The organism is Thermococcus sp. AM4 (assembly GCF_000151205.2).
Classification (GTDB): domain Archaea; phylum Methanobacteriota_B; class Thermococci; order Thermococcales; family Thermococcaceae; genus Thermococcus.
Map to the genome: position 1 here is coordinate 1,159,439 of NC_016051.1, position 20,301 is coordinate 1,179,739.

The 20,301-nt window shown below is 56.3% G+C and carries 36 protein-coding genes; 32 read left to right on the forward strand and 4 right to left on the reverse strand.

Annotation, left to right across the window (positions count from 1 at the left end; all coding sequences use genetic code 11):
- Positions 1–28 precede the first annotated feature (28 nt).
- The 5 genes from TAM4_RS06200 to TAM4_RS06220 are packed head-to-tail and all read left to right on the forward strand — an operon-like array spanning position 29 to position 3,426.
- Complete coding sequence (locus TAM4_RS06200; RefSeq protein WP_014122392.1) at positions 29–1,177, forward strand: inositol-3-phosphate synthase; 1,149 nt, start codon at positions 29–31, stop codon at positions 1,175–1,177.
- A 46-nt stretch (positions 1,178–1,223) separates the two neighbouring features.
- Positions 1,224–1,823 (forward strand): DUF4443 domain-containing protein, encoded by a 600-nt coding sequence (locus TAM4_RS06205; protein WP_014122393.1) that lies wholly within the window; start codon positions 1,224–1,226, stop codon positions 1,821–1,823.
- Positions 1,824–1,827: 4 nt separating this feature from the next.
- A complete protein-coding gene (gene pyrF, locus TAM4_RS06210) occupies positions 1,828–2,463 on the forward strand; it encodes an orotidine-5'-phosphate decarboxylase (protein ID WP_014122394.1) in 636 nt (211 codons plus the stop codon).
- Positions 2,454–2,972, forward strand: a complete 519-nt coding sequence (locus tag TAM4_RS06215; protein ID WP_014122395.1) for an RNA-binding protein — start codon at positions 2,454–2,456, stop codon at positions 2,970–2,972. The genes pyrF and TAM4_RS06215 overlap by 10 nt, the downstream gene beginning before the upstream one ends.
- A gap of 1 nt (position 2,973) precedes the next feature.
- Positions 2,974–3,426, forward strand: a complete 453-nt coding sequence (locus TAM4_RS06220; protein WP_014122396.1) for an adenylyltransferase/cytidyltransferase family protein — start codon at positions 2,974–2,976, stop codon at positions 3,424–3,426.
- Here the strand turns inward: TAM4_RS06220 and TAM4_RS06225 are convergent, their stop codons facing one another.
- The 4 genes from TAM4_RS06225 to TAM4_RS06240 all read right to left on the reverse strand — a co-directional run bounded on the left by TAM4_RS06225 (position 3,427) and on the right by TAM4_RS06240 (position 6,064).
- A complete protein-coding gene (locus TAM4_RS06225; RefSeq protein WP_014122397.1) occupies positions 3,427–3,759 on the reverse strand; it encodes a hypothetical protein in 333 nt (110 codons plus the stop codon). It abuts the gene before it with no gap.
- Positions 3,743–4,516 carry a ParA family protein gene (locus TAM4_RS06230; RefSeq protein WP_014122398.1) on the reverse strand — a complete coding sequence of 258 codons (774 nt, stop codon included), beginning with the start codon at positions 4,514–4,516 and terminating at the stop codon, positions 3,743–3,745. Before TAM4_RS06230 ends, TAM4_RS06225 begins: the two co-directional genes overlap by 17 nt.
- Positions 4,517–4,599: 83 nt before the next feature.
- Complete coding sequence (gene ftsZ / locus TAM4_RS06235) at positions 4,600–5,853, reverse strand: cell division protein FtsZ (RefSeq protein WP_014122399.1); 1,254 nt, start codon at positions 5,851–5,853, stop codon at positions 4,600–4,602.
- Between the two features lie 22 nt (positions 5,854–5,875).
- Positions 5,876–6,064 (reverse strand): ribbon-helix-helix domain-containing protein, encoded by a 189-nt coding sequence (locus TAM4_RS06240; RefSeq protein WP_014122400.1) that lies wholly within the window; start codon positions 6,062–6,064, stop codon positions 5,876–5,878.
- 206 nt (positions 6,065–6,270) lie between these two features.
- Here TAM4_RS06240 and cgi121 point away from each other — a divergent pair, with 206 nt between their 5' ends.
- The 27 genes from cgi121 to rpsE all read left to right on the forward strand — a co-directional run bounded on the left by cgi121 (position 6,271) and on the right by rpsE (position 20,296).
- A complete protein-coding gene (gene cgi121 / locus TAM4_RS06245; protein WP_014122401.1) occupies positions 6,271–6,663 on the forward strand; it encodes a KEOPS complex subunit Cgi121 in 393 nt (130 codons plus the stop codon).
- 62 nt (positions 6,664–6,725) lie between these two features.
- Positions 6,726–7,904: a pyridoxal phosphate-dependent aminotransferase gene (locus tag TAM4_RS06250; protein WP_014122402.1), complete on the forward strand. Its 1,179-nt coding sequence runs from the start codon at positions 6,726–6,728 to the stop codon at positions 7,902–7,904.
- Between the two features lie 10 nt (positions 7,905–7,914).
- The gene (locus tag TAM4_RS06255; RefSeq protein WP_014122403.1) at positions 7,915–8,178 is read left to right on the forward strand and encodes a TMEM165/GDT1 family protein; all 264 of its coding nucleotides are present in this window, start codon (positions 7,915–7,917) and stop codon (positions 8,176–8,178) included.
- Positions 8,179–8,187: 9 nt separating this feature from the next.
- Positions 8,188–8,535, forward strand: a complete 348-nt coding sequence (locus tag TAM4_RS06260; protein ID WP_014122404.1) for a hypothetical protein — start codon at positions 8,188–8,190, stop codon at positions 8,533–8,535.
- A 152-nt stretch (positions 8,536–8,687) separates the two neighbouring features.
- Positions 8,688–9,455, forward strand: coding sequence for a putative RNA uridine N3 methyltransferase (locus TAM4_RS06265; RefSeq protein WP_014122405.1), 768 nt, complete (start codon positions 8,688–8,690; stop codon positions 9,453–9,455).
- A gap of 1 nt (position 9,456) precedes the next feature.
- A complete protein-coding gene (locus tag TAM4_RS06270; protein WP_014122406.1) occupies positions 9,457–10,497 on the forward strand; it encodes a 50S ribosomal protein L3 in 1,041 nt (346 codons plus the stop codon).
- A gap of 10 nt (positions 10,498–10,507) precedes the next feature.
- Complete coding sequence (gene rpl4p / locus TAM4_RS06275) at positions 10,508–11,275, forward strand: 50S ribosomal protein L4 (protein WP_014122407.1); 768 nt, start codon at positions 10,508–10,510, stop codon at positions 11,273–11,275.
- A 6-nt stretch (positions 11,276–11,281) separates the two neighbouring features.
- Positions 11,282–11,542, forward strand: coding sequence for a 50S ribosomal protein L23 (locus TAM4_RS06280; RefSeq protein WP_014122408.1), 261 nt, complete (start codon positions 11,282–11,284; stop codon positions 11,540–11,542).
- 11 nt (positions 11,543–11,553) lie between these two features.
- Entirely contained in the window at positions 11,554–12,273 is a 720-nt protein-coding gene (locus TAM4_RS06285; protein WP_014122409.1) for a 50S ribosomal protein L2, read from the forward strand.
- Positions 12,274–12,275: 2 nt separating this feature from the next.
- Entirely contained in the window at positions 12,276–12,677 is a 402-nt protein-coding gene (locus TAM4_RS06290) for a 30S ribosomal protein S19 (protein ID WP_014122410.1), read from the forward strand.
- A 10-nt stretch (positions 12,678–12,687) separates the two neighbouring features.
- Positions 12,688–13,158, forward strand: a complete 471-nt coding sequence (gene rplV / locus TAM4_RS06295) for a 50S ribosomal protein L22 (protein ID WP_014122411.1) — start codon at positions 12,688–12,690, stop codon at positions 13,156–13,158.
- 5 nt (positions 13,159–13,163) lie between these two features.
- Positions 13,164–13,793 carry a 30S ribosomal protein S3 gene (locus TAM4_RS06300; RefSeq protein WP_014122412.1) on the forward strand — a complete coding sequence of 210 codons (630 nt, stop codon included), beginning with the start codon at positions 13,164–13,166 and terminating at the stop codon, positions 13,791–13,793.
- Positions 13,780–13,980, forward strand: coding sequence for a 50S ribosomal protein L29 (gene rpmC / locus TAM4_RS06305; protein ID WP_014122413.1), 201 nt, complete (start codon positions 13,780–13,782; stop codon positions 13,978–13,980). Before TAM4_RS06300 ends, rpmC begins: the two co-directional genes overlap by 14 nt.
- 36 nt (positions 13,981–14,016) lie before the next feature.
- A complete protein-coding gene (gene yciH / locus TAM4_RS06310; protein ID WP_237702132.1) occupies positions 14,017–14,283 on the forward strand; it encodes a stress response translation initiation inhibitor YciH in 267 nt (88 codons plus the stop codon).
- Positions 14,169–14,549, forward strand: coding sequence for a ribonuclease P protein component 1 (locus tag TAM4_RS06315; protein ID WP_193386073.1), 381 nt, complete (start codon positions 14,169–14,171; stop codon positions 14,547–14,549). The genes yciH and TAM4_RS06315 overlap by 115 nt, the downstream gene beginning before the upstream one ends.
- Positions 14,546–14,890 carry a 30S ribosomal protein S17 gene (locus TAM4_RS06320; protein ID WP_014122416.1) on the forward strand — a complete coding sequence of 115 codons (345 nt, stop codon included), beginning with the start codon at positions 14,546–14,548 and terminating at the stop codon, positions 14,888–14,890. Before TAM4_RS06315 ends, TAM4_RS06320 begins: the two co-directional genes overlap by 4 nt.
- A gap of 3 nt (positions 14,891–14,893) precedes the next feature.
- Positions 14,894–15,319, forward strand: coding sequence for a 50S ribosomal protein L14 (locus tag TAM4_RS06325; protein WP_014122417.1), 426 nt, complete (start codon positions 14,894–14,896; stop codon positions 15,317–15,319).
- A 10-nt stretch (positions 15,320–15,329) separates the two neighbouring features.
- Positions 15,330–15,695 (forward strand): 50S ribosomal protein L24, encoded by a 366-nt coding sequence (gene rplX / locus TAM4_RS06330; protein ID WP_014122418.1) that lies wholly within the window; start codon positions 15,330–15,332, stop codon positions 15,693–15,695.
- A complete protein-coding gene (locus TAM4_RS06335; protein ID WP_014122419.1) occupies positions 15,695–16,426 on the forward strand; it encodes a 30S ribosomal protein S4e in 732 nt (243 codons plus the stop codon). The genes rplX and TAM4_RS06335 overlap by 1 nt, the downstream gene beginning before the upstream one ends.
- Before the next feature lie 11 nt (positions 16,427–16,437).
- On the forward strand, positions 16,438–16,989 hold the full coding sequence (locus tag TAM4_RS06340; protein ID WP_014122420.1) for a 50S ribosomal protein L5: 552 nt from the start codon (positions 16,438–16,440) through the stop codon (positions 16,987–16,989).
- Position 16,990: 1 nt separating this feature from the next.
- Positions 16,991–17,161 carry a 30S ribosomal protein S14 gene (locus TAM4_RS06345; RefSeq protein WP_011250478.1) on the forward strand — a complete coding sequence of 57 codons (171 nt, stop codon included), beginning with the start codon at positions 16,991–16,993 and terminating at the stop codon, positions 17,159–17,161.
- Between the two features lie 11 nt (positions 17,162–17,172).
- Positions 17,173–17,565, forward strand: coding sequence for a 30S ribosomal protein S8 (locus tag TAM4_RS06350; protein ID WP_014122421.1), 393 nt, complete (start codon positions 17,173–17,175; stop codon positions 17,563–17,565).
- Positions 17,566–17,575: 10 nt separating this feature from the next.
- A complete protein-coding gene (locus TAM4_RS06355; RefSeq protein ID WP_014122422.1) occupies positions 17,576–18,130 on the forward strand; it encodes a 50S ribosomal protein L6 in 555 nt (184 codons plus the stop codon).
- Between the two features lie 10 nt (positions 18,131–18,140).
- Positions 18,141–18,524: a 50S ribosomal protein L32e gene (locus TAM4_RS06360; protein ID WP_014122423.1), complete on the forward strand. Its 384-nt coding sequence runs from the start codon at positions 18,141–18,143 to the stop codon at positions 18,522–18,524.
- Entirely contained in the window at positions 18,524–18,976 is a 453-nt protein-coding gene (locus TAM4_RS06365; protein WP_193386074.1) for a 50S ribosomal protein L19e, read from the forward strand. Before TAM4_RS06360 ends, TAM4_RS06365 begins: the two co-directional genes overlap by 1 nt.
- A gap of 10 nt (positions 18,977–18,986) precedes the next feature.
- Positions 18,987–19,592: a 50S ribosomal protein L18 gene (locus tag TAM4_RS06370; protein WP_014122425.1), complete on the forward strand. Its 606-nt coding sequence runs from the start codon at positions 18,987–18,989 to the stop codon at positions 19,590–19,592.
- Positions 19,589–20,296 (forward strand): 30S ribosomal protein S5, encoded by a 708-nt coding sequence (gene rpsE, locus TAM4_RS06375; protein ID WP_014122426.1) that lies wholly within the window; start codon positions 19,589–19,591, stop codon positions 20,294–20,296. Before TAM4_RS06370 ends, rpsE begins: the two co-directional genes overlap by 4 nt.
- Positions 20,297–20,301 lie beyond the last annotated feature (5 nt).

Sequence of the window (20,301 nt, forward strand, 5' to 3'; positions counted from 1 at the left end):
TGAGAACAACGAAAAGGAGGTGGGTGAAATGGTCAGGGTTGTTATACTCGGCCAGGGTTACGTTGCAAGCATATTCGCGAGCGGTCTCGAGAAGATAAAGGCCGGAAAGCTCGAACCCTACGGCGTCCCGCTGGCGGACGAGCTCCCAATTAAGATTAAGGACATCGAAATCGTCGGTTCCTACGACGTTGACAAGGCCAAGGTCGGCAAGGACCTCCACGAGGTAGTCAGGGCCTACGACCCCGAGGCCCCGGAGAGCCTCAAGGGCATAACCATAAGGAAGGGTGTCCACCTCGGAAGCCTTAGGAACCTCCCGCTCGAGGCTACCGGTCTCGACGACGAGATGACCCTCAGCGAGGCCGTTGAGCACCTCGTCAGCGAGTGGAAGGAGCTCAAGGCGGAGGTCTTCGTCAACGTCTGCACCACCGAGGCCTTCGTTCCCTTCGAGAAGAAGGAGGAGCTTGAGAAGGCCATCGCCGAGGACAGGAAGGACAGGCTCACAGCCACCCAGGTCTACGCCTATGCAGTGGCAAAGTACGCGAAGGAAGTCGGCGGTGCCGCCTTCGTCAACGCGATTCCAACCCTCATCGCTAACGACCCGGCCTTCGTCGAGCTCGCGAAGGAGAGCAACCTCGTCATCTTCGGCGACGACGGAGCCACCGGCGCCACCCCGCTGACGGCTGACATCTTGGCTCACCTCGCCCAGAGGAACCGCTACGTCCTCGATATAGCCCAGTTCAACATCGGAGGAAACCAGGACTTCCTGGCTCTCACCGACAAGGAGCGCAACAAGAGCAAGGAGTTCACCAAGAGCTCCATCGTCAAGGACCTCCTCGGTTACGATGCACCACACTACATCAAGCCGACCGGCTTCCTTGAGCCCCTCGGCGACAAGAAGTTCATCGCCATGCACATCGAGTACGTCAGCTTCAACGGCGCCCACGACGAGCTCGTCATAACTGGAAGGATAAACGACAGCCCGGCTCTGGCAGGTCTGCTCGTCGACTTGGTGAGACTCGGAAAGATAGCGGTCGAGAAGAAGGCCTTCGGAACGGTTTACGAGGTCAACGCCTTCTACATGAAGAACCCGGGACCGAAGGAGATGCACAACATCCCGCGCATCATCGCCCACGAGAAGATGCGCATCTGGGCCGGACTCCAGCCCAAGTGGCTCTGACGGCAAGCTTTTAACTCCCTTTTCCTACTTTTCTCGGTGGGTGAGCATGAGCTGGAAGAGGGGAGCGTATCCTGAGTTCAGCCTTGAGGACATCATAGCCGCGCTGTTCCTCCTGAAAGAACCCGTTGGAAGAAAGTTCATGGCGGAGTTGCTCGACCTCGGCGAGGGGAGCGTAAGGACCATTCTGAGGAAACTCTCATCGCTGGGGCTCATTCGATCAACCCAGCGGGGCCACAGCCTGAGCGAGAAGGGCAGGGAACTGGCGGGAGAGCTCGAAAAACACTTCTCCGAAGTTTATCGGGCGGGCAAGATCGAGGGTTTTCCCGCCTACGCGATAGTCGTGAAAAACCCTCCCGAGTTCAAGAGCATTGAGCTTCGCGATGAAGCCATAAGGTTCTTCGCGAAAGGAGCAATGATTCTCGTCGTTAAAAACGGCGAGATAGTTTTCCCCGAGGACGGCCGGCCGCTGAGGGAGACTATGCCAGAACTCGCCGAGAGGCTCTCGGTTCTTAGGCCCGAAGAGGGGGACATGGTCGTCGTCACCTGGGCCGAAAACCCGGCCGATGCCATGAAGAGCGCCTACCACGTTGCCATCGTCCTCAAAGGAGATCTGATACCCGAGGAGCTCAGGGGACTCGTGAGGTGACGAAATGAGCAGGCTCATCCTTGCCCTTGACGTCTACGAGCGCGGGAGGGCCCTTGAGATAGCCCGAGAAACGGCGGACTACCTCTGGGCGATTAAGGTGAACTGGCCCCTCATCATCGGTTCCGGGCTGGACATAATCACGGAACTCAAGGAGGAGACCGGCCTTCCGGTCATAGCCGACCTGAAGCTCGCGGACATTCCAAACACCAACCGGCTGATAGCGGGGAAGGTTTTCGAGGCCGGGGCGGATTACATCATAGCGCACGGCTTCGTCGGGAGCGACAGCGTTAAAGCGGTTATGGAGCTCGGAAAGACGATAATCGTCGTCGAGATGAGCCACCCGGGGGCGAGGGAGTTCATCCAGCCAGTGACTGATAGTCTAATAGAGCTCGCCAACCGGCTCGAGCCCTTTGGGATTATAGCCCCGGCCACGAGGCCCGAGCGCGTCAATTACATTCGCTCGAAGCTCAAGCCGGGAATCAAAATCCTGACTCCAGGAGTTGGCGCCCAGGGTGGAAAGGCGGGCGAGGTTTTAAAGGCCGGTGCCGACTACATCATCGTGGGCCGTTCGATTTACGCGAGCGATAACCCGAGGGAAAGCGCGAGACGGATTTACGAGGAGGTGAGAGCGTGGAGCTGAAGGTCAAGCACCCCCTCAGCAAGAAGGAGGTAAAGGCCATAATCCGTGAGATGGCCGAGATTTTCGGCGAGGAGATAGCCGAGAAGATGCTGAGCAAGAAGGACCGCGTTGAAGTAGCTGAGTTCGACAAGACCACCGAAATCCTTCTCGTCAACGGAAAGCCCTTCTTCATAAGGCGCAAGGGCCTGATTTTCCCGCTTGTCATAGCGCTCTACGAGCTGTCCAACGAGGAAGACCTGAGGAAGTGGCCGAGGCGCGTTGTCGTTGATGAGGGGGCGGTTCCATACATCATCAACGGCGCTGACGTCATGGCCGCTGGCATAGTTGACGCCGATGAGAACATCAAGGAGGGCGACTTCGTCTTCGTGGTTGAAGAGCAGTACGGAAGGCCACTCGCGATAGGCATAGCCCTCATGAGCGGTAAGGCGATGAAGGAGAAGCCCAAGGGGAAGGCAGTGAAGAACATCCACCACGCCAAGGATAAAATCTGGAACGTCACGGTGGGATGAGATGGGGGAATCTAAAGGCCGGAGAATTCGCGTTTTAGCCGGTGGGGTCTTCGATATCCTCCACGTCGGTCACATTCACTTTTTGAAGCAGGCGAAAGAGCTTGGCGACGAGCTTATAGTCATAGTCGCCCACGACGAGACCGTTAGGAGGAACAAGCGGAGGAATCCAATCAATCCGGCCGAGGACAGGGCGGAACTGCTGAAGGCGATAAAATACGTGGACGAGGTTTACATCGGCTCTCCCGGCGGGATAGACTTCGAGCTCGTGAAGCGCATAAACCCGGACGTGATAGCAATCGGCCCGGACCAGAACTTCAACTGCGAGAAGCTCAAGGAGGAGCTGAGGAGGCACGGGATAGAGGCCGAGGTGATAAGGGTTCCATACCTCTACAAGGACGACCGGGCGAAGACCACTAAAATAATAAGGAGAATAGTCGAAGAGTTCTGCGAGTGATTAAAGCCGGAACTTCTCCATGTACTCCCTGAGGAAGTCCGGGTCCTCCCTTCTAACCGCACTCATGAGCTCCTCAAATTTCTTCTCTCCGAGTGCGAGGCGGAGGTAGTAGTAGAGGTTGACAGCGTCTTCAACTATTATGCTCTGCCTCCTTCCCTCTTCCCCATAGAGCTCTATCAGCTTTCGGTTTATATCGAGGCTTATGTAGAGGGTCTTCTGCTTCTTCTGGGATTTGAGATCCGCCCTCTCCTTCTGCTTCTTGGGCTTAGAAGGTTTCGTTAGGTCATCAACTGAACCGGAAAACAGTTTGGGAATCTTACTCTCCCTCGGCAATTGAGATCACCTCTTCGGTCAGCTTCTCAAAGGCCCGGGCCGCACGCCCGTCGGGCTCATAATCAAATATGCTCAGGCCCTCCCCCTGGGCTTTCTCTAGGGCTATCGCCTTGGGGATCGTCGTTAGTATGGGCGCGTCAGGATACGCTTCCTTGAGTTCCTTGAGCCTCATCTGGGGCACCTTGGTCTGGCGTGTGAACTTGTTGGGGACCAGGCCCATCAGAGTCAGGTTTTCGTTCGTTTCCTCCCTTATCATAGCCATGAGGTTGAACATGAGCTGCATCCCGATGACACCGAAGTAGCTGAGCTCCAGCGGGATGAGCACGTAGTCCGAGGCTGTGAGGGAGTTCACGAGAAAGATGCCCATGCTCGGGGGATTGTCTATCAAAACGTAGTCGTAATCGGGCAGAACCGGTGCTATCGCCTTCACGAGGCGTCTTTCACGGTTGTAGGCGTTTATGATCTCTATCTCCTTGGCGGAAAGGTTGAGGTGGCTGGGTATGAGGTGGAGGTTCGGCGTTACCTCTACTATGGCATCCTCAACGCTGCTCTCCCTGCTCATAAGGGTCCCAACGTTGTTGTTCTCGTACTTGAGGACGTCCATGCCGATTAAACCGAAGGTCAGGTTGAACTGCGGGTCAACGTCGATGAGAAGAACCTTCCTACCGGCCCTCGCGAGGCCGTAGCCGAGGTTCATGGTGAGGGTCGTCTTTCCAACTCCTCCCTTCTGGTTGGCCACGCTGATTACAACGGCCATACTACCACCCGCTCTCTAAGTTTAACCGGTCAGGTTTGGAATTCAAAAGATAAAAACCTTATGCAATTAAATAAAAGAGGTGATCACAACTCGTCGATGCCGGAGAGTATCTGTTCAATGCGCTTTTTGTACCCGTCGTCGGCCTTGGCAACGGACTTGTCCTTACCCGCGATTATGGCGTAGAGATCCTTTGAGGACTTTGATTTCTCGGCGAATGGGAACGGTTCGGGTTCAGGGATAACGACCGAGTCGGATTTAGTCGTCAACGCGGTCTCACCGCCGAGGATGTGCGGACTCTCAACGCCCGTCATTATCACCATTGCCCTTACCACTTTGCCCATGTCCTCATCAACGCGGGCACCCCACTTGATCTCGGACTTGGCCCCGAGGTTGTTGTAAACTACCTCCATGGCCTCGTTGATCTCGCCGAGGTTCACGTCCGGGCCAACGGTGAAGTGGACGAGTGCCTTGTTGCCGCTGCCGAACTTAACGTCGAGCATCTTGTTCTCAAGGGCAGCTTTTACCGCTTCCACCGCCCTCTTCTTGGAGTCGCTCTCGCCTATACCTATGAGAGCAGCGCCCCCATCCTTCATGACGCTGTAAACGTCCGCGAAGTCGATGTTAACCATGGAAGGGAGCTTTATCGTTTCGGTTATTCCCTTGACCATCCTGGCTATTATCTCGTCGGCAAACCTGAAGGCGGCGCTTATCGGCAGGTTCGGCACGAGTTTGAGGAGCTTGTCGTTCTCGATGATTATCACAGTGTCCGAGTACTGAAGGAGAGCCTTGATTCCGGCGCGGGCCTTTTCGAGGCGAACGGTACCTTCGGTCTTGAAGGGGAACGTCACGACGCTAACAACAAGGGGCTCGCGGAAGCGCCCGCTGTTCCTGGCGTGCTCCTTTATAACCTTTGCAACGACTGGAGCGGCACCGGTACCTGTTCCGTTGCCCATTCCGGCGGTTATGAAGACAAGATCGACGTCACCGACGGTTTTCGCTATCTCGTGGGCGCTCGCTTCGGCGGCTTTGTAGCCTATTCTCGGGTCTCCGCCCGAACCCTTTCCGTGGGTTATCTCCCTTCCGAGGAGGAGCTTTTTGTGGGCCTTCACCCTCGCCAGGTGCTGGGCGTCGGTGTTCATGGCTATAAGCTCGGCGCCCTCAACACCCAGCTCGTAGAGCCTGGTTATCGTGTTGTTACCCGAACCGCCAACACCAACGATTGCTATCTTTATGAAATCGTCAAAATCCTCGCCAAAAAAGTCCGCTTTTTTCTCCACTTCCTTGCCCTCATCAAGGTCCAGTTTTATTCCGGCCTGCTCCAGGAGCTTAAACACCATATTCCTTACCCCCTCTCCGGAGTTATTTAATTACATATTCAGGAACCTCGTCCCCTTGCAGCTTAGTGCTCATTTCTTTTTTGAGGAATTCTCTGAGTGCTGCTCTGATGACTTCGCTCCTGTTGGGATAAACACCGCGTCTAACGAGCTGATCCATGGCGTTGACAAAGCTCTGGGGCACTTGAACGCTTATGATGCGCATCTTTGTCATACGCTGTACCACCCATGGCAGTGGGTCGCTACTTTAGTTAGTGCTTTAAGTAGTTAAATACTTTGCGCCTTGTTAATAATATTAGCGTATTAAAAATCTCAAAAAAGTTTTGAAAAATTGATTGTATACAACAAATGTTTTGGATGTCCACAGCCGGACACGACAACCGTTATAAGCGGGAAGCAGTAGGCCGAAGGGGGAGGAAGATGAAGGAGTTCGAAATAACGGCGGTGGAAGTTGAGGACGTTGAGGAGGTGATCCCCCTAATCGGGGGAAACGTCCAGATCGTCAGCGCCCCCTGCTACGAGGCCGTTGTGTATGCTGCCTTACTGACAGTGAGGGCTTTTGAGAGGGGAACGAACCACGCAAAAACCCTCGGAGGAGAGCTGCTTCTCAGGCTCTCGGGCAGGTTGCAGATAAAGGACGCGATCAGGGAGAACGGCGTTAAGGTGGGTCTCAACTACCTTGTCGTGTTTGGGAATGGTCACCTGGAGTCAAAACTCCAGGAGCTGGGGTTGAGAAAAGCCGAGCCAGTTCACTGCGATCCCGGGGAGCTAAAACCCCTGATGGAGAAATCCGCACTGGTGGAGGCCCTATAAGCGGAACCCCTTAAACTTTATAAGGGGCCCCCTTCGAGTTCGAATGCCGGGGTGATATCTCCATGAAATACAAAAGAAGAAAATACTTCATGGCTGGCAGGATCAACCTCATACAGAGATCTAAGATTAGGGAGCTCTTCGAAAAGGCAAGGAAGATGGAAAACGTCATCTCTCTGGGAATCGGTGAGCCCGATTTTGACACTCCAGATGTCATAAAGGAGGCCGCCAAGAGGGCCCTTGATGAGGGCTACACCCACTACACCCCCAACGCGGGCATTCCCGAGTTCAGGGAGGCTATAGCCGAGTACTACCGCGAGTTCTATAAGATAGACGTTGATATTGACAGCATCATAGTCACCGCCGGCGCCTACGAGGCGACGTATCTCGCCTTCGAGTCCCTCCTCGAGGAGGGAGACGACGTTATAATCCCGGATCCCGCGTTCGTCTGCTATGTTGAGGACGCAAAGATAGCCGAGGCGGGAATAATCCGCATTCCCCTGCGCGAGGAGAACAGGTTTAGAATCGATCCCGATGAGCTGGTCGAGCTGATCACAAAGCGCACGAGAATGATAGTCATGAACTACCCCAACAACCCGACGGGCGCGACCCTCGACAAGGAAACCGCAAAGGCGATAGCCCAGATAGCGGAAGACTACAACATATACATACTCAGCGACGAACCGTACGAGCACTTTCTCTACGAAGGGGCCAAGCACTATCCGATGATAAAGTACGCCCCGTACAACACAATCCTCGCCAACAGCTTCTCCAAGACCTTCGCCATGACCGGCTGGCGTCTCGGCTTCGCCATAGCCCCACCCCAGGTTATCAAGGACATGATAAAGCTCCACGCGTACGTTATCGGGAACGTTACCTCCTTCATCCAGATCGCGGGCATAACAGCCCTGAGGGACAGGAGAAGCTGGGAGGCCGTCGAGAACATGAGAAAGATCTACGCAGAGAGGAGAAAGCTTGTCCTCCGCTACCTGAACGAGATGCCGCACATAGAGCCCTTCAGGCCGAAGGGGGCCTTTTACGTGTGGGCGAAGATCGATCCAGAGCTGGACATGAGCAGCGAGGACTTTGCCGAGTGGCTCCTGGAGAACGCGGGTGTCGTGGTTATTCCAGGGACTGCCTTTGGAAAACACGGCGAGGGATGGGTCAGGATAAGCTACGCAACGAAGAAGGAGCAGCTGATAGAGGCGATGGAGAGAATGAAGGGGGCCCTTGAAAAGCTGTGAGGTGAGCCCCTTGGACCCTCTGATTTACATTTCCGTGATGGTCTTTCTGGCGGAGCTCGGTGACAAAACCCAGCTGGCGACGATGGCCTTTGCGACCAAGTACGGGTGGAAAAAGGCCTTTGCCGGGGCGATAATCGGCCTTGCACTCATCAACCTCCTAGGGGCCGTTGCGGGCGAGAAGCTGGGTGAGCTTTTGCCGCAGGAGGTAATACACAGGGGGGCCGGGGCACTCTTCATCATAATAGGTATTTTAATGATGGCCGGAAAGCTGTGAGGTGGTAGTGTGAAGCTCATCCCCCGGCCAAAAACGGCCGTCGTGGTTTCCTTTTACGCCATGGCCCTCTACTTCATCGGCATAGGGGTTCTCTCCGCCGGCTACACCCTCCAGGTGGTTGGGGCCACTCTAGTCGGTGGGATCCACGCCCTCCTCGGATGGGGTGTCCAGAGGGGGGAAGAATGGAGCATAGGATTCGGAAAGTATCTATCCTTCGTCGATCTTATATTCTCGATACTCTGGATGATGCTCGGCGTTCTGCCCCAGGGCGCGACACTCTTCTTCCTTTCGGCCCTCGTTCTGGTTCTTCTGAGCGATCCGGAGGTTGAAGGACAGATCCTCGGCAGAATCTACTGATGACCACCGGCGAGCTTGGATCGCTGGTTCGTTGCAAAAAAGTTGCATACCACCAAACACGAAAAAGGGTTGCAGGGTTCGAAAGTCTTTTAAATAGTCTCCATAAGCTCCCTTCAGCGTGTTGGGGTTAGGGAGGACAGTGGGGGCGAAATATGGCCTGGCACGTCTTCATTCCCGATTCCCTCCTTGAGGAAACCGACGACCCGAAAATCCGGACGTACAAGGTTGGGCAGGTTGCAAGGGCCTGCGCAATCTTCGGCGTCGAGCACATCTGGATTTACAGGGCAGGCGGAAGGGACGGGAAGTTCATAAAAACGGTCCTTGAGTACATGGAGACACCGCAGTACCTCAGGAAGAGGCTGTTTCCCCTGATGCCCGAGCTCCGCTATGTGGGCGTCGTCCCCCCGCTCAGGACGCCACATCACAAGCTCAAGGGAAAACCAAAGGTCGGGGAAATCCGCGAGGGCTACGCCTTCCGGAAGGGGAGGAAAATCTACGCGGACATCGGGCTCGACGAGCTGGCCATCGTTGAGGGGAACGTCGAAGGCAGGGCAACGTTCAGAATCGTGTCAACGAGGCCCCTCAAGGTCGTCCCGACGAAGCCGGTTGAATACTGGGGGTACAAAGTTCACCTGAGCGGGAAGCCCCTGGCGAAAACACTTAAAAAGGCTCACCTGGATTTGGCAATCGCGACCTCGAGGAAGGGTCGCGACGTGAGAAAGGTCAACCTTCCCCCGCTCGAAGGGGAGGTTGGTATCGCCTTTGGCTCGCCGAGGAAAGGCGTCATGGAGCTCCTCGGCGGAGAGTACGAGTTCGACTTCGTGCTCAACACGATTCCAAATCAGAAAACTAAAACCGTCCGCACCGAGGAGGCGCTCCTCGCCACGCTGGCGATATTCAATCTCATGAGGAGGGATTGAGATGGGAAAGGTTCACAGACCAAGGAGAGGTTCACTCGCCTTCAGCCCGAGAAAAAGGGCTAGGAGTGTAGTCCCGAGAATCAAGAAGTGGCCAAAGGACAGTGAGGTCAGGATGCTGGGCTTTGCTGGCTACAAGGCCGGAATGACCCACATCCTCATGATAGACGACAGCCCCGGGCTCACCAAGGGCAAGGAGATATTCGTGCCCGTGACCATAGTTGAGGTTCCGCCTCTCTTCGTCTACGGAATCAGGGCCTACAAGCAGGGCTACCTTGGCCTTGAGACCGCTACGGAGGTCTGGTTCCACGAGCTCAACGACAACGTCAAGAGGCGCATAAAGACCCTGCCGAAGAACTACGGCGAAGAGGACTTCAAGGCCAAGCTCGGTCAGCTCGAGGACCTCGTCAACGACGGTGAGATTGTCGACGTCAGGCTTCTCGTCCACACCCAGCCCTGGCTCATCAAGCTCAAGAAGAAGCCCGAGGTTATGGAGTACGCCATCGGTGGCGACGACGTCAAGGCCAAGTTCGACTACGCCAAGGAGAAGATAGGCAAGGAGCTCCGCGCGAGCGAGGTTCTTCATGAGGGAGAGCTCCTCGACGTCATAGCAGTCACCAAGGGTAAGGGAACCCAGGGCCCGGTCAAGCGCTGGGGAATCAAGGTCCAGTTCCACAAGGCCCAGAGGGCTGGAAAGGGCAGGCACGTTGGAAACCTCGGTCCGTGGCACCCGGCTCGCGTTATGTGGACCGTCCCGCAGGCCGGTCAGATGGGCTTCCACCACAGGACCGAGTTCAACAAGAGGCTCATAGCGATAGGCGAGAACGGAAAGCTCATCCTTAACGGCAACGAGATCGAGATAACCCCGAAGGGCGGCTTCCCGCACTACGGTGTGATAAGGAGCGACTTCCTCATGATTGAGGGTAGCGTTCCCGGAGCCTTCAAGAGGATAATCCGCGTTAGACCCGCCATAAGGCCGCCCAAGAAGAAGCCGCCCGTTGAGAGGCCCCAGATAACCTACGTCAGTAGGGAGTCCAAGCAGTGAGGTGAGATAAATGAAGGTTAAGGTCTTCAACCTCGAAGGCGAGCCCGTTGAGGAGATAGAGCTCCCCAAGGTGTTCAGCACTCCCTTCAGGCCCGACCTCATCAGGAGGGCTGTCATCGCTTCCTGGACCCACAGGATACAGCCCCAGGGAAGGGACCCGCTCGCTGGAAAGAGACGCGTTACCGAGAACATCGGTAAGGGCCACGGAATGGCGAGGGTTGAGAGGATAAAGACCCCGCCGAGGTTCGCAGCGTTTGTTCCCTTCGCTCGCGGTGGAAGGAGAACCCACCCGCCGAAGGTCGAGAAGATAATCTGGGAGGACATCAACAAGAAGGAGCGCAGACTGGCTATAATGAGCGCCATAGCCGCAACCGCCAACCCGGACCTCGTGAAGGCGAGGGGACACGTCACCGACAACGTTCCGGCCTTCCCGCTGGTCGTCGTTGACGACCTTGAGAAGGTCTTCAAGACCGCCCAGACCAGGGAGATATTCAAGAAGCTCGGAATATGGGACGACATCGAGAGGGCCAAGAGGAACACCAAGATAAGGGCCGGAAAGGGCAAGATGCGCGGAAGGAGGTATAAGAAGGCCAAAGGCCCGCTCATCGTCGTTGCCAAGAACGAGGGAATAGTCCAGGGAGCGAGGAACCACCCGGGCGTTGATGTGGTTACCGTTGACAACCTCGGCGTTGAGCTTCTCGCGCCCGGAACACACCCGGGAAGGCTTACGGTCTGGACTAAGGGCGCTATAGAGAGGCTTAGGGAGATCTACGGGTGATGAGAGATGGACCCCTATAAGGTTATCATAAGGCCGCTCGTTACCGAAAAGGCCGTTTCGCTCATCGAGAAGGAGAACAAGCTCACCTTCATAGTGGACAGAAAGGCAACCAAGGCGGACATCAAGAGGGCCGTGGAAGAGATGTTCAACGTTAAAGTCGAGAAGGTCAACACCCTCATAACAATGAAGGGAGAGAAAAAGGCCTACGTCAAGCTCAAGCCCGAATACAACGCGAGTGAGATAGCCGCAAGGTTGGGATTGTTCTGAGGTGATGTGAGATGGGAAAGAGTCTCATACAGCAGAGGAGGGGTAAGGGAACCACAACATTTCGCGCTCCCTCCCACCGCTATAGGGGAGCCGTTAAGTACGTTCCTCTCAACGTCGTGAAGGAGAAGACCCTCAGGGGAGTCGTCGAGGAGATCCTCCACGATCCCGGAAGGACTGCCCCGGTAGCTCGCGTTAAGTTCGAGGACGGAACCAAGAAGCTCATCCTCGCTCCGGAAGGGGTCCTCGTCGGCCAGGAAATCTACATCGGGCCAGAGGCTCCTGTGGCGATAGGCAACACCCTTCCGCTCTCCAAGATACCCGAGGGAACCTACGTCTACAACATCGAGGGCGTTCCCGGCGACGGTGGAAAGTACGTCAGAGCGGGCGGAACATACGCCCTCGTGGTTTCAAGGGAGAAGGAGAAGGTCATCGTTCAGCTTCCGAGCGGTGAGCTCAAGCAGTTCAAGCCCGAGTGCAGGGCAACCATAGGCGTCGTCGCCGGCGGTGGAAGGCTTGAGAAGCCAATAGTCAAGGCCGGTAAGGCCTACTACATCGCCAAAGCTCGCAACAGGTTCTGGCCCAAGCCGAGGGGTGTCAAGATGAACGCCGTCAACCACCCGCACGGTGGTAAGGAGCACCACATCGGCAGGCCGAGCACCGTTTCCCGTAGAGCCCCGCCCGGAAGGAAGGTCGGTCACATAGCCGCGAGAAGAACGGGTAGGAGGAAGTGAAGATGGCGAGAAAGAAGGAGTTTAGGTATAGGGGTTACACGCTCGATGAACTGCTCAACATGTCCCTTGAGGAGTTCGCCAAGCTCCTCCCGAGCAGGCAGAGGAGGAGCCTCAAGCGCGGCCTTTCCCCGGAGCAGAAGAAGCTCCTCAGGAAGATCAGGCTCGCCAAGAAGGGCAAGTACAGCAAGCCGATAAGGACGCACAGCAGGGACATGATAGTCCTCCCCGAGATGGTCGGGATTACGATTCACGTCTACAACGGCAAGGAGTTCGTGCCAATCGAGATAAAGCCCGAGATGATCGGCCACTACCTCGGTGAGTTCGCCCTCACGAGGAAGATAGTCCAGCACGGCTCACCGGGTGTCGGAGCTACCAGGTCCTCGATGTTCGTGGCGGTCAAGTGAGGTGGTATAGATGAGCAGGGGCAGGTTTTCCTACTCATTCCAAAATTTTGACCCCGAGAGGATGGCCAGAGCGAGCGGAAGAGACCTCAGGATTTCCCCCAAGCACAGCGTCGAGCTCCTCAGGGAGATAAGGGGCATGATGCTCAACGACGCCCTTCGCTACCTCGACGACGTCATAGCAAAGAGAAGGCCCGTTCCCATGAAGCGCTTCAACGACAGCCAGGGGCACAAGCCGGGCAAGGGCTTCGGTCCCGGTCGCTATCCGGTCAAGGTCGCCAAGGCCGTCAAGAAGATACTCCTCAACGCCAAGAACAACGCCGAGCAGAAGGGCCTCGACGTTGACAGGCTCAAGATAATCCACGCGGCAGCTCACAGGGGTCCGGTCCTCAGGGGCTACATCCCGAGGGCCTTCGGAAGGGCCACGCCCTTCAACGAGCAGACCACCCACATAGAGATAGTCGTCGAGGAGATTAGGAGGTGAGACCTTTGGCAATCGAGAGGTACTTCATCAAGGAAGGCGTTAAGGAGATGCTCATCGACGAGTACCTTGAGAAGGAACTCAGGAGAGCGGGCTACGGTGGAATAGACATCAAGAAGACCCCCCTCGGAACCAAGGTTATAATCTTTGCAGCGAGCCCCGGCTACGTCATCGGAAGGGGTGGAAGGAGAATAAGAGAGCTCACCAGAATCCTTGAGAGGCAGTTCGGCCTTGAGAACCCCCAGATCGAGGTCGAAGAGATCAAGAACCCCTACCTCAACGCCAAGGTTCAGGCGGTAAGGCTTGCCCAGGCCCTCGAGAGGGGAATCCACTTCAGGAGGGCAGCTTACTCAGCGATCAGGGCCATCATGAGGAACGGAGCGAGGGGTGTTGAGATTCGCTTGAGCGGAAAGCTCACCGGCGAAAGAGCGAAAAGCGTCAGGTTTTATCAGGGCTACCTTGCCAAGGTCGGCAACCCGGCCGAGACCCTCGTCAGCAAGGGCTACGCTCAGGCCCTGCTCAAGCTCGGCGTCATAGGCGTTAAGGTCGCCATAATGCCGCCCGAGGCCAGGTTGCCTGATGAGATCGAGGTCAAGGAGATAGTCGAGGAAGAGGTGAGCACCAATGAAGCCCAGTGAGATTAGGGAGATGACCATTGAGGAGATAGATGAGAAGATAAGGCAGCTCCGCCTCGAGCTCGCCAAAGAGAGGGGTATGCTCACCATGGGGACCTCCACCGAGAACCCCATGGTAATAAGGAACCTCAGGCGCGACATTGCGCGCCTGCTTACCATAAAGAAGGAGAAGCTTAGGGAGAAAAGGTGAGGTTAGGTGCCGAGGATTGTGAACCCTCTGGATGAGATGCTCTTTAAGGAGGTACTCAAGGAGCAGCAGAGGATTAGGGTCTACATCGAGAGGGCCCGCTACGGAAAGCTTAAGACCATAATCGAGGGCATAGACGAGAAGGAGTTCGATCTCGAGGAGATAGCAAAGAAGCTGAAGGCGAAGCTGGCATGCGGCGGAACCGTAAAGAAGGGAAGGATAGAGCTCCAGGGCGACCACAGGGACCGTATCAGGAAGTTGCTCGCAGACCTTGGATTTTCCGAGGAGCTCATAGAGGTCGAGTGACGCGGAAAAACATACTCTGGCACGAACTCATAGGCCTCAAAGCAAAGATTATAAGGGCATCTCATCCAGAGCTGGTCGGCATCGAGGGCTACGTCCTTGATGAAACCCGTAACACTCTCACAATAGTTGGAGATAGGGTCTGGACCGTTCCTAAGGACGTGGTCGAGATCGAGTTTGAAACGGCCGCCGGCGAAAGGGTTAGAGTTGATGGAAGGAACCTGGTGGGAAGACCTGAGATGAGGTTGAAGAAGAGGTGGCGGAAATGAGAGAGATCGGATTGAGGGTTCAGCCTCCCGCTGAGGTGTGTAACGATCCCAAGTGCCCCTGGCACGGGAACCTCAAAATCCACGGGAGATACTTCGAGGGTATAGTCGTCAGCGACAAGGGCAAGAAGACGGTCGTCGTCGAGAGGAGGCACTACAAGTACCTCAAGAAATACGAGCGTTACGAGCTCAGGAGGAGCAAGGTCCACGCCCACAACCCGGAGTGCATCAACGCAAAAACCGGCGACAAGGTCCTCATAGCCGAGACCAGGCCGATAAGCAAGACGAAGAGCTTCGTCGTCGTTGCGGTCCTTGAGAGGGCCGAGAGAGCGGAGGGGGTGTGAGGTATGGCCAAGAAGGGTGCCGGTGCGACCAGGGGAGTTAGCCCCGTCAGGCCAACTCGCGCTCTTCCGGTGGGGGCCTACCTCAAGGTCGCCGACAACAGCGGTGCCAAGGTCATCCAGATAATCGGCGTCGTTGGCTACAAGGGAACCAGGAGGAGGCTTGCCTCCGCTGGCGTTGGGGACATGGTCGTTGCGACCGTCAAGAAGGGAAGGCCTGACATAAGGCACCAGGTCGTTAGAGCGGTTGTCGTCAGGCAGAGGAAGGAGTACAGAAGGCTCGACGGCATGCGCGTCAAGTTCGAGGACAACGCAGCCGCTATAGTAACTCCCGAAGGCGTCCCGAGGGGAACCGAGATCAGGGGTGCCATAGCTAGAGAAGCCGCCGAGCGGTGGGTAAGGCTCGGCAGCATAGCGAGCATAGTTTTGTGAGGTGAGAGTTATGAAGCTTGACATGAAGCAGCCGAGAAAGCAGAGGAAGTTCCTCTACAACGCTCCCCTTCACCTGAGGCAGAAGATAATGAGCGCGACCCTCAGCGAGGAGCTCCGCGAGAAGTACGGCGTCAGGAACCTTCCGATCAGGGAGGGGGACAAGGTAAAGGTCATGCGCGGCGACTTCAAGGGCAAGGAAGGGAAGGTCGTCGAGGTCGACCTCAAGAGGTACAGGATCCACGTTGAGGGAGTCACCATGACCAAAACCGACGGGACCGAGGTTTTCTACCCGCTCCACCCGTCGAACGTTATGATAATCGAGCTCAACCTCGATGATGAGGAGAGGAAGAAGATAATCGAGAGGAGGGCTGGCTGATGGCGAGGAAAGGCGCGAAGAGGCACCTTAAGAGACTTGCCGCTCCAACTTCCTGGTACATTCACAGGAAGGCCTACAAGTGGGCCGTTCGCCCGAGTCCGGGCCCGCACAACATGCAGACGTCGATTCCGCTCCTCTACATAGTCAGGGACTACCTGGGCTACGCAAAGACCGCTAGAGAGGCGAGGAAGATCCTCAACGAGGGCAAGATCCTCGTTGACGGTCGCGTTAGGAAGGACTACAAGTTCCCGGTTGGAATCATGGACGTCGTCTCAATCCCCGAGACCGGCGAGCACTACCGCGTTCTGCCCAACAGGATCGGCAAGCTCATACTCCACCCGATAAGCGAGGAAGAGGCAAAGCTCAAGCCCTTCAGGATCAACAACAAGAGGATGGTCAAGGGGGCTAAAGTTCAGCTCAACCTCCACGACGGGAGCAACCACCTCGTGAGCCTCGCCGAGAAGGACAGCTTCAAGACATCGTACACGATCATCATGAAGGTGCCAGAGAGGGAGATCGTCGAGGTCATACCCTTCGAGGTCGGTGCCTACGTCTTCGTTACCCAGGGTAAGAACGTCGCCAGAAAGGGAAGGATCGTCGAGGTCAGGCACTTCCCGATGGGCTGGCCCGACGTCGTCACCATCGAGGACGAGAGCGGGGAGAAGTTCGACACCCTGAAGGAGTACGCCTTCGTCGTTGGTAAGGAGAAGCCGGAGATTTCCCTTCCGTGAGGTGAGATGAGATGCAGATCAACAGAGAGGCTATCCTTGCAGACTGGGAAGCTCACCCTATGAGGAGGCCGAGGATAGCTAAGCTTACCATAAACATCGGCGTCGGCGAGAGCGGTGAGCGCTTAACCAAGGCCGAAAAGATGCTCGAGCAGCTCGTCGGCCAGAAGCCGATAAGGAGGCGCGCGAAGCAGACCAACAGGGACTTCGGAATCAGGCGCGGTGAGCCGATAGCGGTCAAAGTTACACTCCGCGGCAAGAAGGCCTACGAGATGCTCGACAGACTTTTGGAGGCCGTTGACAGGAAGCTCAGCGTCGGCAACTTCGACGAGCACGGGAACTTCTGCTTTGGAATCCAGGAGCACATCAACATACCGGGCGTCGAGTACGACCCCGAGATAGGTATCTTCGGTATGGACGTCTGCGTCACCCTTGAGAGGCCCGGCTTTAGGGTCGCCAAGAGGAAGAGGCAGAGGAGAAAGATACCGGCCAAGCACAAGCTGACGAAGGAAGAGGGTATAGTCTTCGCTATTGAGGAGTTCAAGGTCAACGTGGAGGGATTGTGAGATGGCGAAGGCCGATTACAACAAGAGGAAGCCGAGGAAGTTTGGTAAGGGAGCGAGAAGGTGCATGCGCTGCGGCCAGTACGGCCCGATAATCAGGATCCACGGCCTGATGCTCTGCAGGCACTGCTTCCGCGAGGTCGCTCCAAAGCTCGGCTTCAAGAAGTATGAGTGAGGTGAGAGGAGATGACTCTGCTTGACCCACTTGCGAACGCTCTCTCCCACATAACCAACAGCGAGAGGGTTGGAAAGAAGGAAGTCTACATAAAGCCCGCCTCGAAGCTCATCGGCGAGGTCCTCAGGGTTATGCAGGAGAACGGCTACATCGGCGAGTTCGAGTTCATAGACGACGGAAGGGCAGGCATTTACAGGGTTCAGCTCATAGGCAAGATAAACAAGGCGGGAGCGATTAAGCCGAGGTTCCCTGTCAAGGCGAGGAACTACGAGTACTGGGAGAAGAGGTTCCTTCCGGCCTTCGAGTTCGGAATCCTCATTGTCTCGACCTCCCAGGGCGTTATGACCCACAAGGAGGCCCGTGAGAGGGGCATCGGCGGAAGGCTGATAGCCTACGTCTACTGAGGTGAGAGCGATGCCGATAGACGCGTGGATAAGGGAAGAGGTTGAGATCCCAGAGGGAGTCGAGGTCACCGTCGAGGGGAACACCGTCAAGGTCAAGGGGCCCAAGGGAGAGCTCGAGAGGGAGCTCAAGTACCCGGGCGTTAAGATATTCACCGAGGACGGCAAGGTCGTTGTTTACAAGGAGTTTCCGAAGAAGAAGGACATCGCCATCGCCAGAACCTTCAAGGCCCACATAGCCAACATGATTAAAGGCGTCACCGAGGGCTTCACCTACAAGCTCAAGGTCGTTTACAGCCACTTCCCGGTCACCGTCAAAGTCCAGGGCGACGAGGTCGTCATCGAGAACTTCCTCGGTGAGAAGAACCCGAGGAGGGCCAAGATCCTTCCGGGCGTTACGGTAAAGGTTCGCGGTCAGGAGATAACCGTCGAGGGCATAGACAAAGAGAAGGTTGGTCAGACGGCCGCGAATATCGAGCAGGCCACGAGGATAACGAAGTGGGACAGGCGTGTCTTCCAGGATGGTATTTACATAGTTGAGAAGGCTGGCAAGCCGATAAAGTTCTGAGGTGTGAGAAATGGACGAGAAGGCGAGACTCCTTAGGGTGAGGGCCAGGCTCAAGAGGAAGAAGCCCAAGTTCCTCCGTCAGGAGTGGTGGAGGTTCCCGAAGTTCAAGAACGACCCCAAGTGGAGAAGGCCCAAGGGAATCGACAGCAAGATGAGGCTCAAGAAGAAGGGCAAGCCCCGCTCACCGAGCATAGGCTGGAGCTCACCTAAAGCTGTCCGCGGGCTTCACCCGAGCGGTTACGAGGAAGTCCTCGTTCACAACGTCAAGGAGCTCGAGGCAATAGACCCGACCAGGCAGGCAGCGAGGATAGCTGGAACCGTCGGCGCGAGGAAGAGAGAACTGATAATCGCGAGGGCCAGGGAGCTCGGAATTAAGGTCCTCAACGCGAGGTGATGCTCATGCTTAAGATGCAGAGAAGAATTGCCGCCGAGATTTTGAAGTGCGGTGAGAACAGGATCTGGATCGACCCCGAGAGGATTGATGACGTTGCCGCTGCAATAACGAGGGAGGACATAAAGAGGCTCATCCACGACGGCGTCATCAAGAAGAAGCCCATCAAGGGCCAGAGCAGGGCCAGGGCGAGGGCCTTCCACGAGGCGAGGAAGAAAGGAAGACACAGGGGTCCCGGAAGCAGGAAGGGCAAGAAGACCGCCAGGATGGGCAAGAAGGAGCGCTGGATGATGACCATAAGGGCCCTCAGGAAGGAACTTAGAAAGCTCAAGGCCGAGGGCAAGCTCGACGCCCACACCTACAGGAGGCTCTACATCAGGGCCAAGGGCGGCCAGTTCAAGAACAAGAGGCAGCTCTACCTGTTCATGCAGGAGCACGGCATCTTGAAGGAGTGAGGTGAGATAAATGGCGAGAGGACCAAGGTATAGGGTTCCCTTCAGGAGGAGGAGAGAGGGTAAGACCAACTACCACAAGAGGCTCAAGCTCCTCAAGAGCAAGAAGCCGAGGCTCGTCGTGAGGAAGACCCTCAACCACCACATAGCGCAGATTATAGTCTACGACCCGAAGGGCGACAGGACTATAGTTTCCGCCCACACCAGGGAGCTCATCAGGGACTTCGGCTGGAAGGGCCACACCGGAAACACCCCGAGCGCCTACCTCCTCGGACTGCTCATCGGTTACAAGGCGAAGCAGGCCGGCGTTGAGGAGGCCATACTCGACATAGGCCTTCACCCGCCGACCAGGGGAAGCTCAATATTCGCCGTCCTCAAGGGAGCCGTTGACGCGGGCTTAAACGTCCCGCACAGCGAGGAGATATTCCCTGAGGACTACAGGATAAGGGGCGAGCACGTTGCAAACTACGCCAAGGCCCTCAAGGAGGAGGACGAGACCCTTTACAGGAAGCAGTTTGGTGGCTACCTCGTCAAGGGCCTTGAGCCCGAGAAGCTGCCGGAGCACTTTGAAGAGGTTAAGGCCAAGATAATCGAGAAGTTTGAGGGGGCGAGAGAATGAGCGACCCGAGAGAGATTGCCCAGAGGGTTCTTGAGGAGTGGGAGCCCAAAACGAAACTCGGCAAGCTTGTGAAGGAGGGCCAGATAACTGACATTCACGAGATATTCAGGAAGGGTTACCAGATAAAGGAGCCCGAGATAGTTGACGTCCTCCTTCCCGAGACCAACCTCAGGGAAAACCAGGAAGTGCTCGACATCGCTCTCACCGTCAGAATGACCGACAGCGGCAGGAGGATTCGCTTCCGCGTTCTTGCCGCTGTTGGCAACAGGGACGGCTACGTCGGCCTCGGAATCGGCCACGGAAGGGAAGTCGGCATAGCCATCAGGAAGGCCATCAGCTACGCCAAGATGAACATCATCGAGATCAAGCGCGGTTGCGGTTCATGGGAGTGCAGGTGCAGGAGGCCACACTCGATTCCGTTCGCCGTCGAGGGCAAAGAGGGTAGCGTCCGCGTCAAGCTCATGCCCGGACCGCGTGGTCTCGGACTCGTCATAGGTGACGTCGGCAAGAAGATACTGAGCCTGGCTGGCGTTCAGGACGTCTGGTCCCAGACCCTCGGTGAGACGAGGACAACGGTTAACTTCGCCAAGGCAGTTTTCAACGCCCTCTACAACACCAACCGCGTCGCCATACAGCCCGGTATGGAGGAGAAGTACGGTATCGTCGTTGGCAGGGCGATGCCCCAGAGCTTCACCCTTGAGTGAGGTGA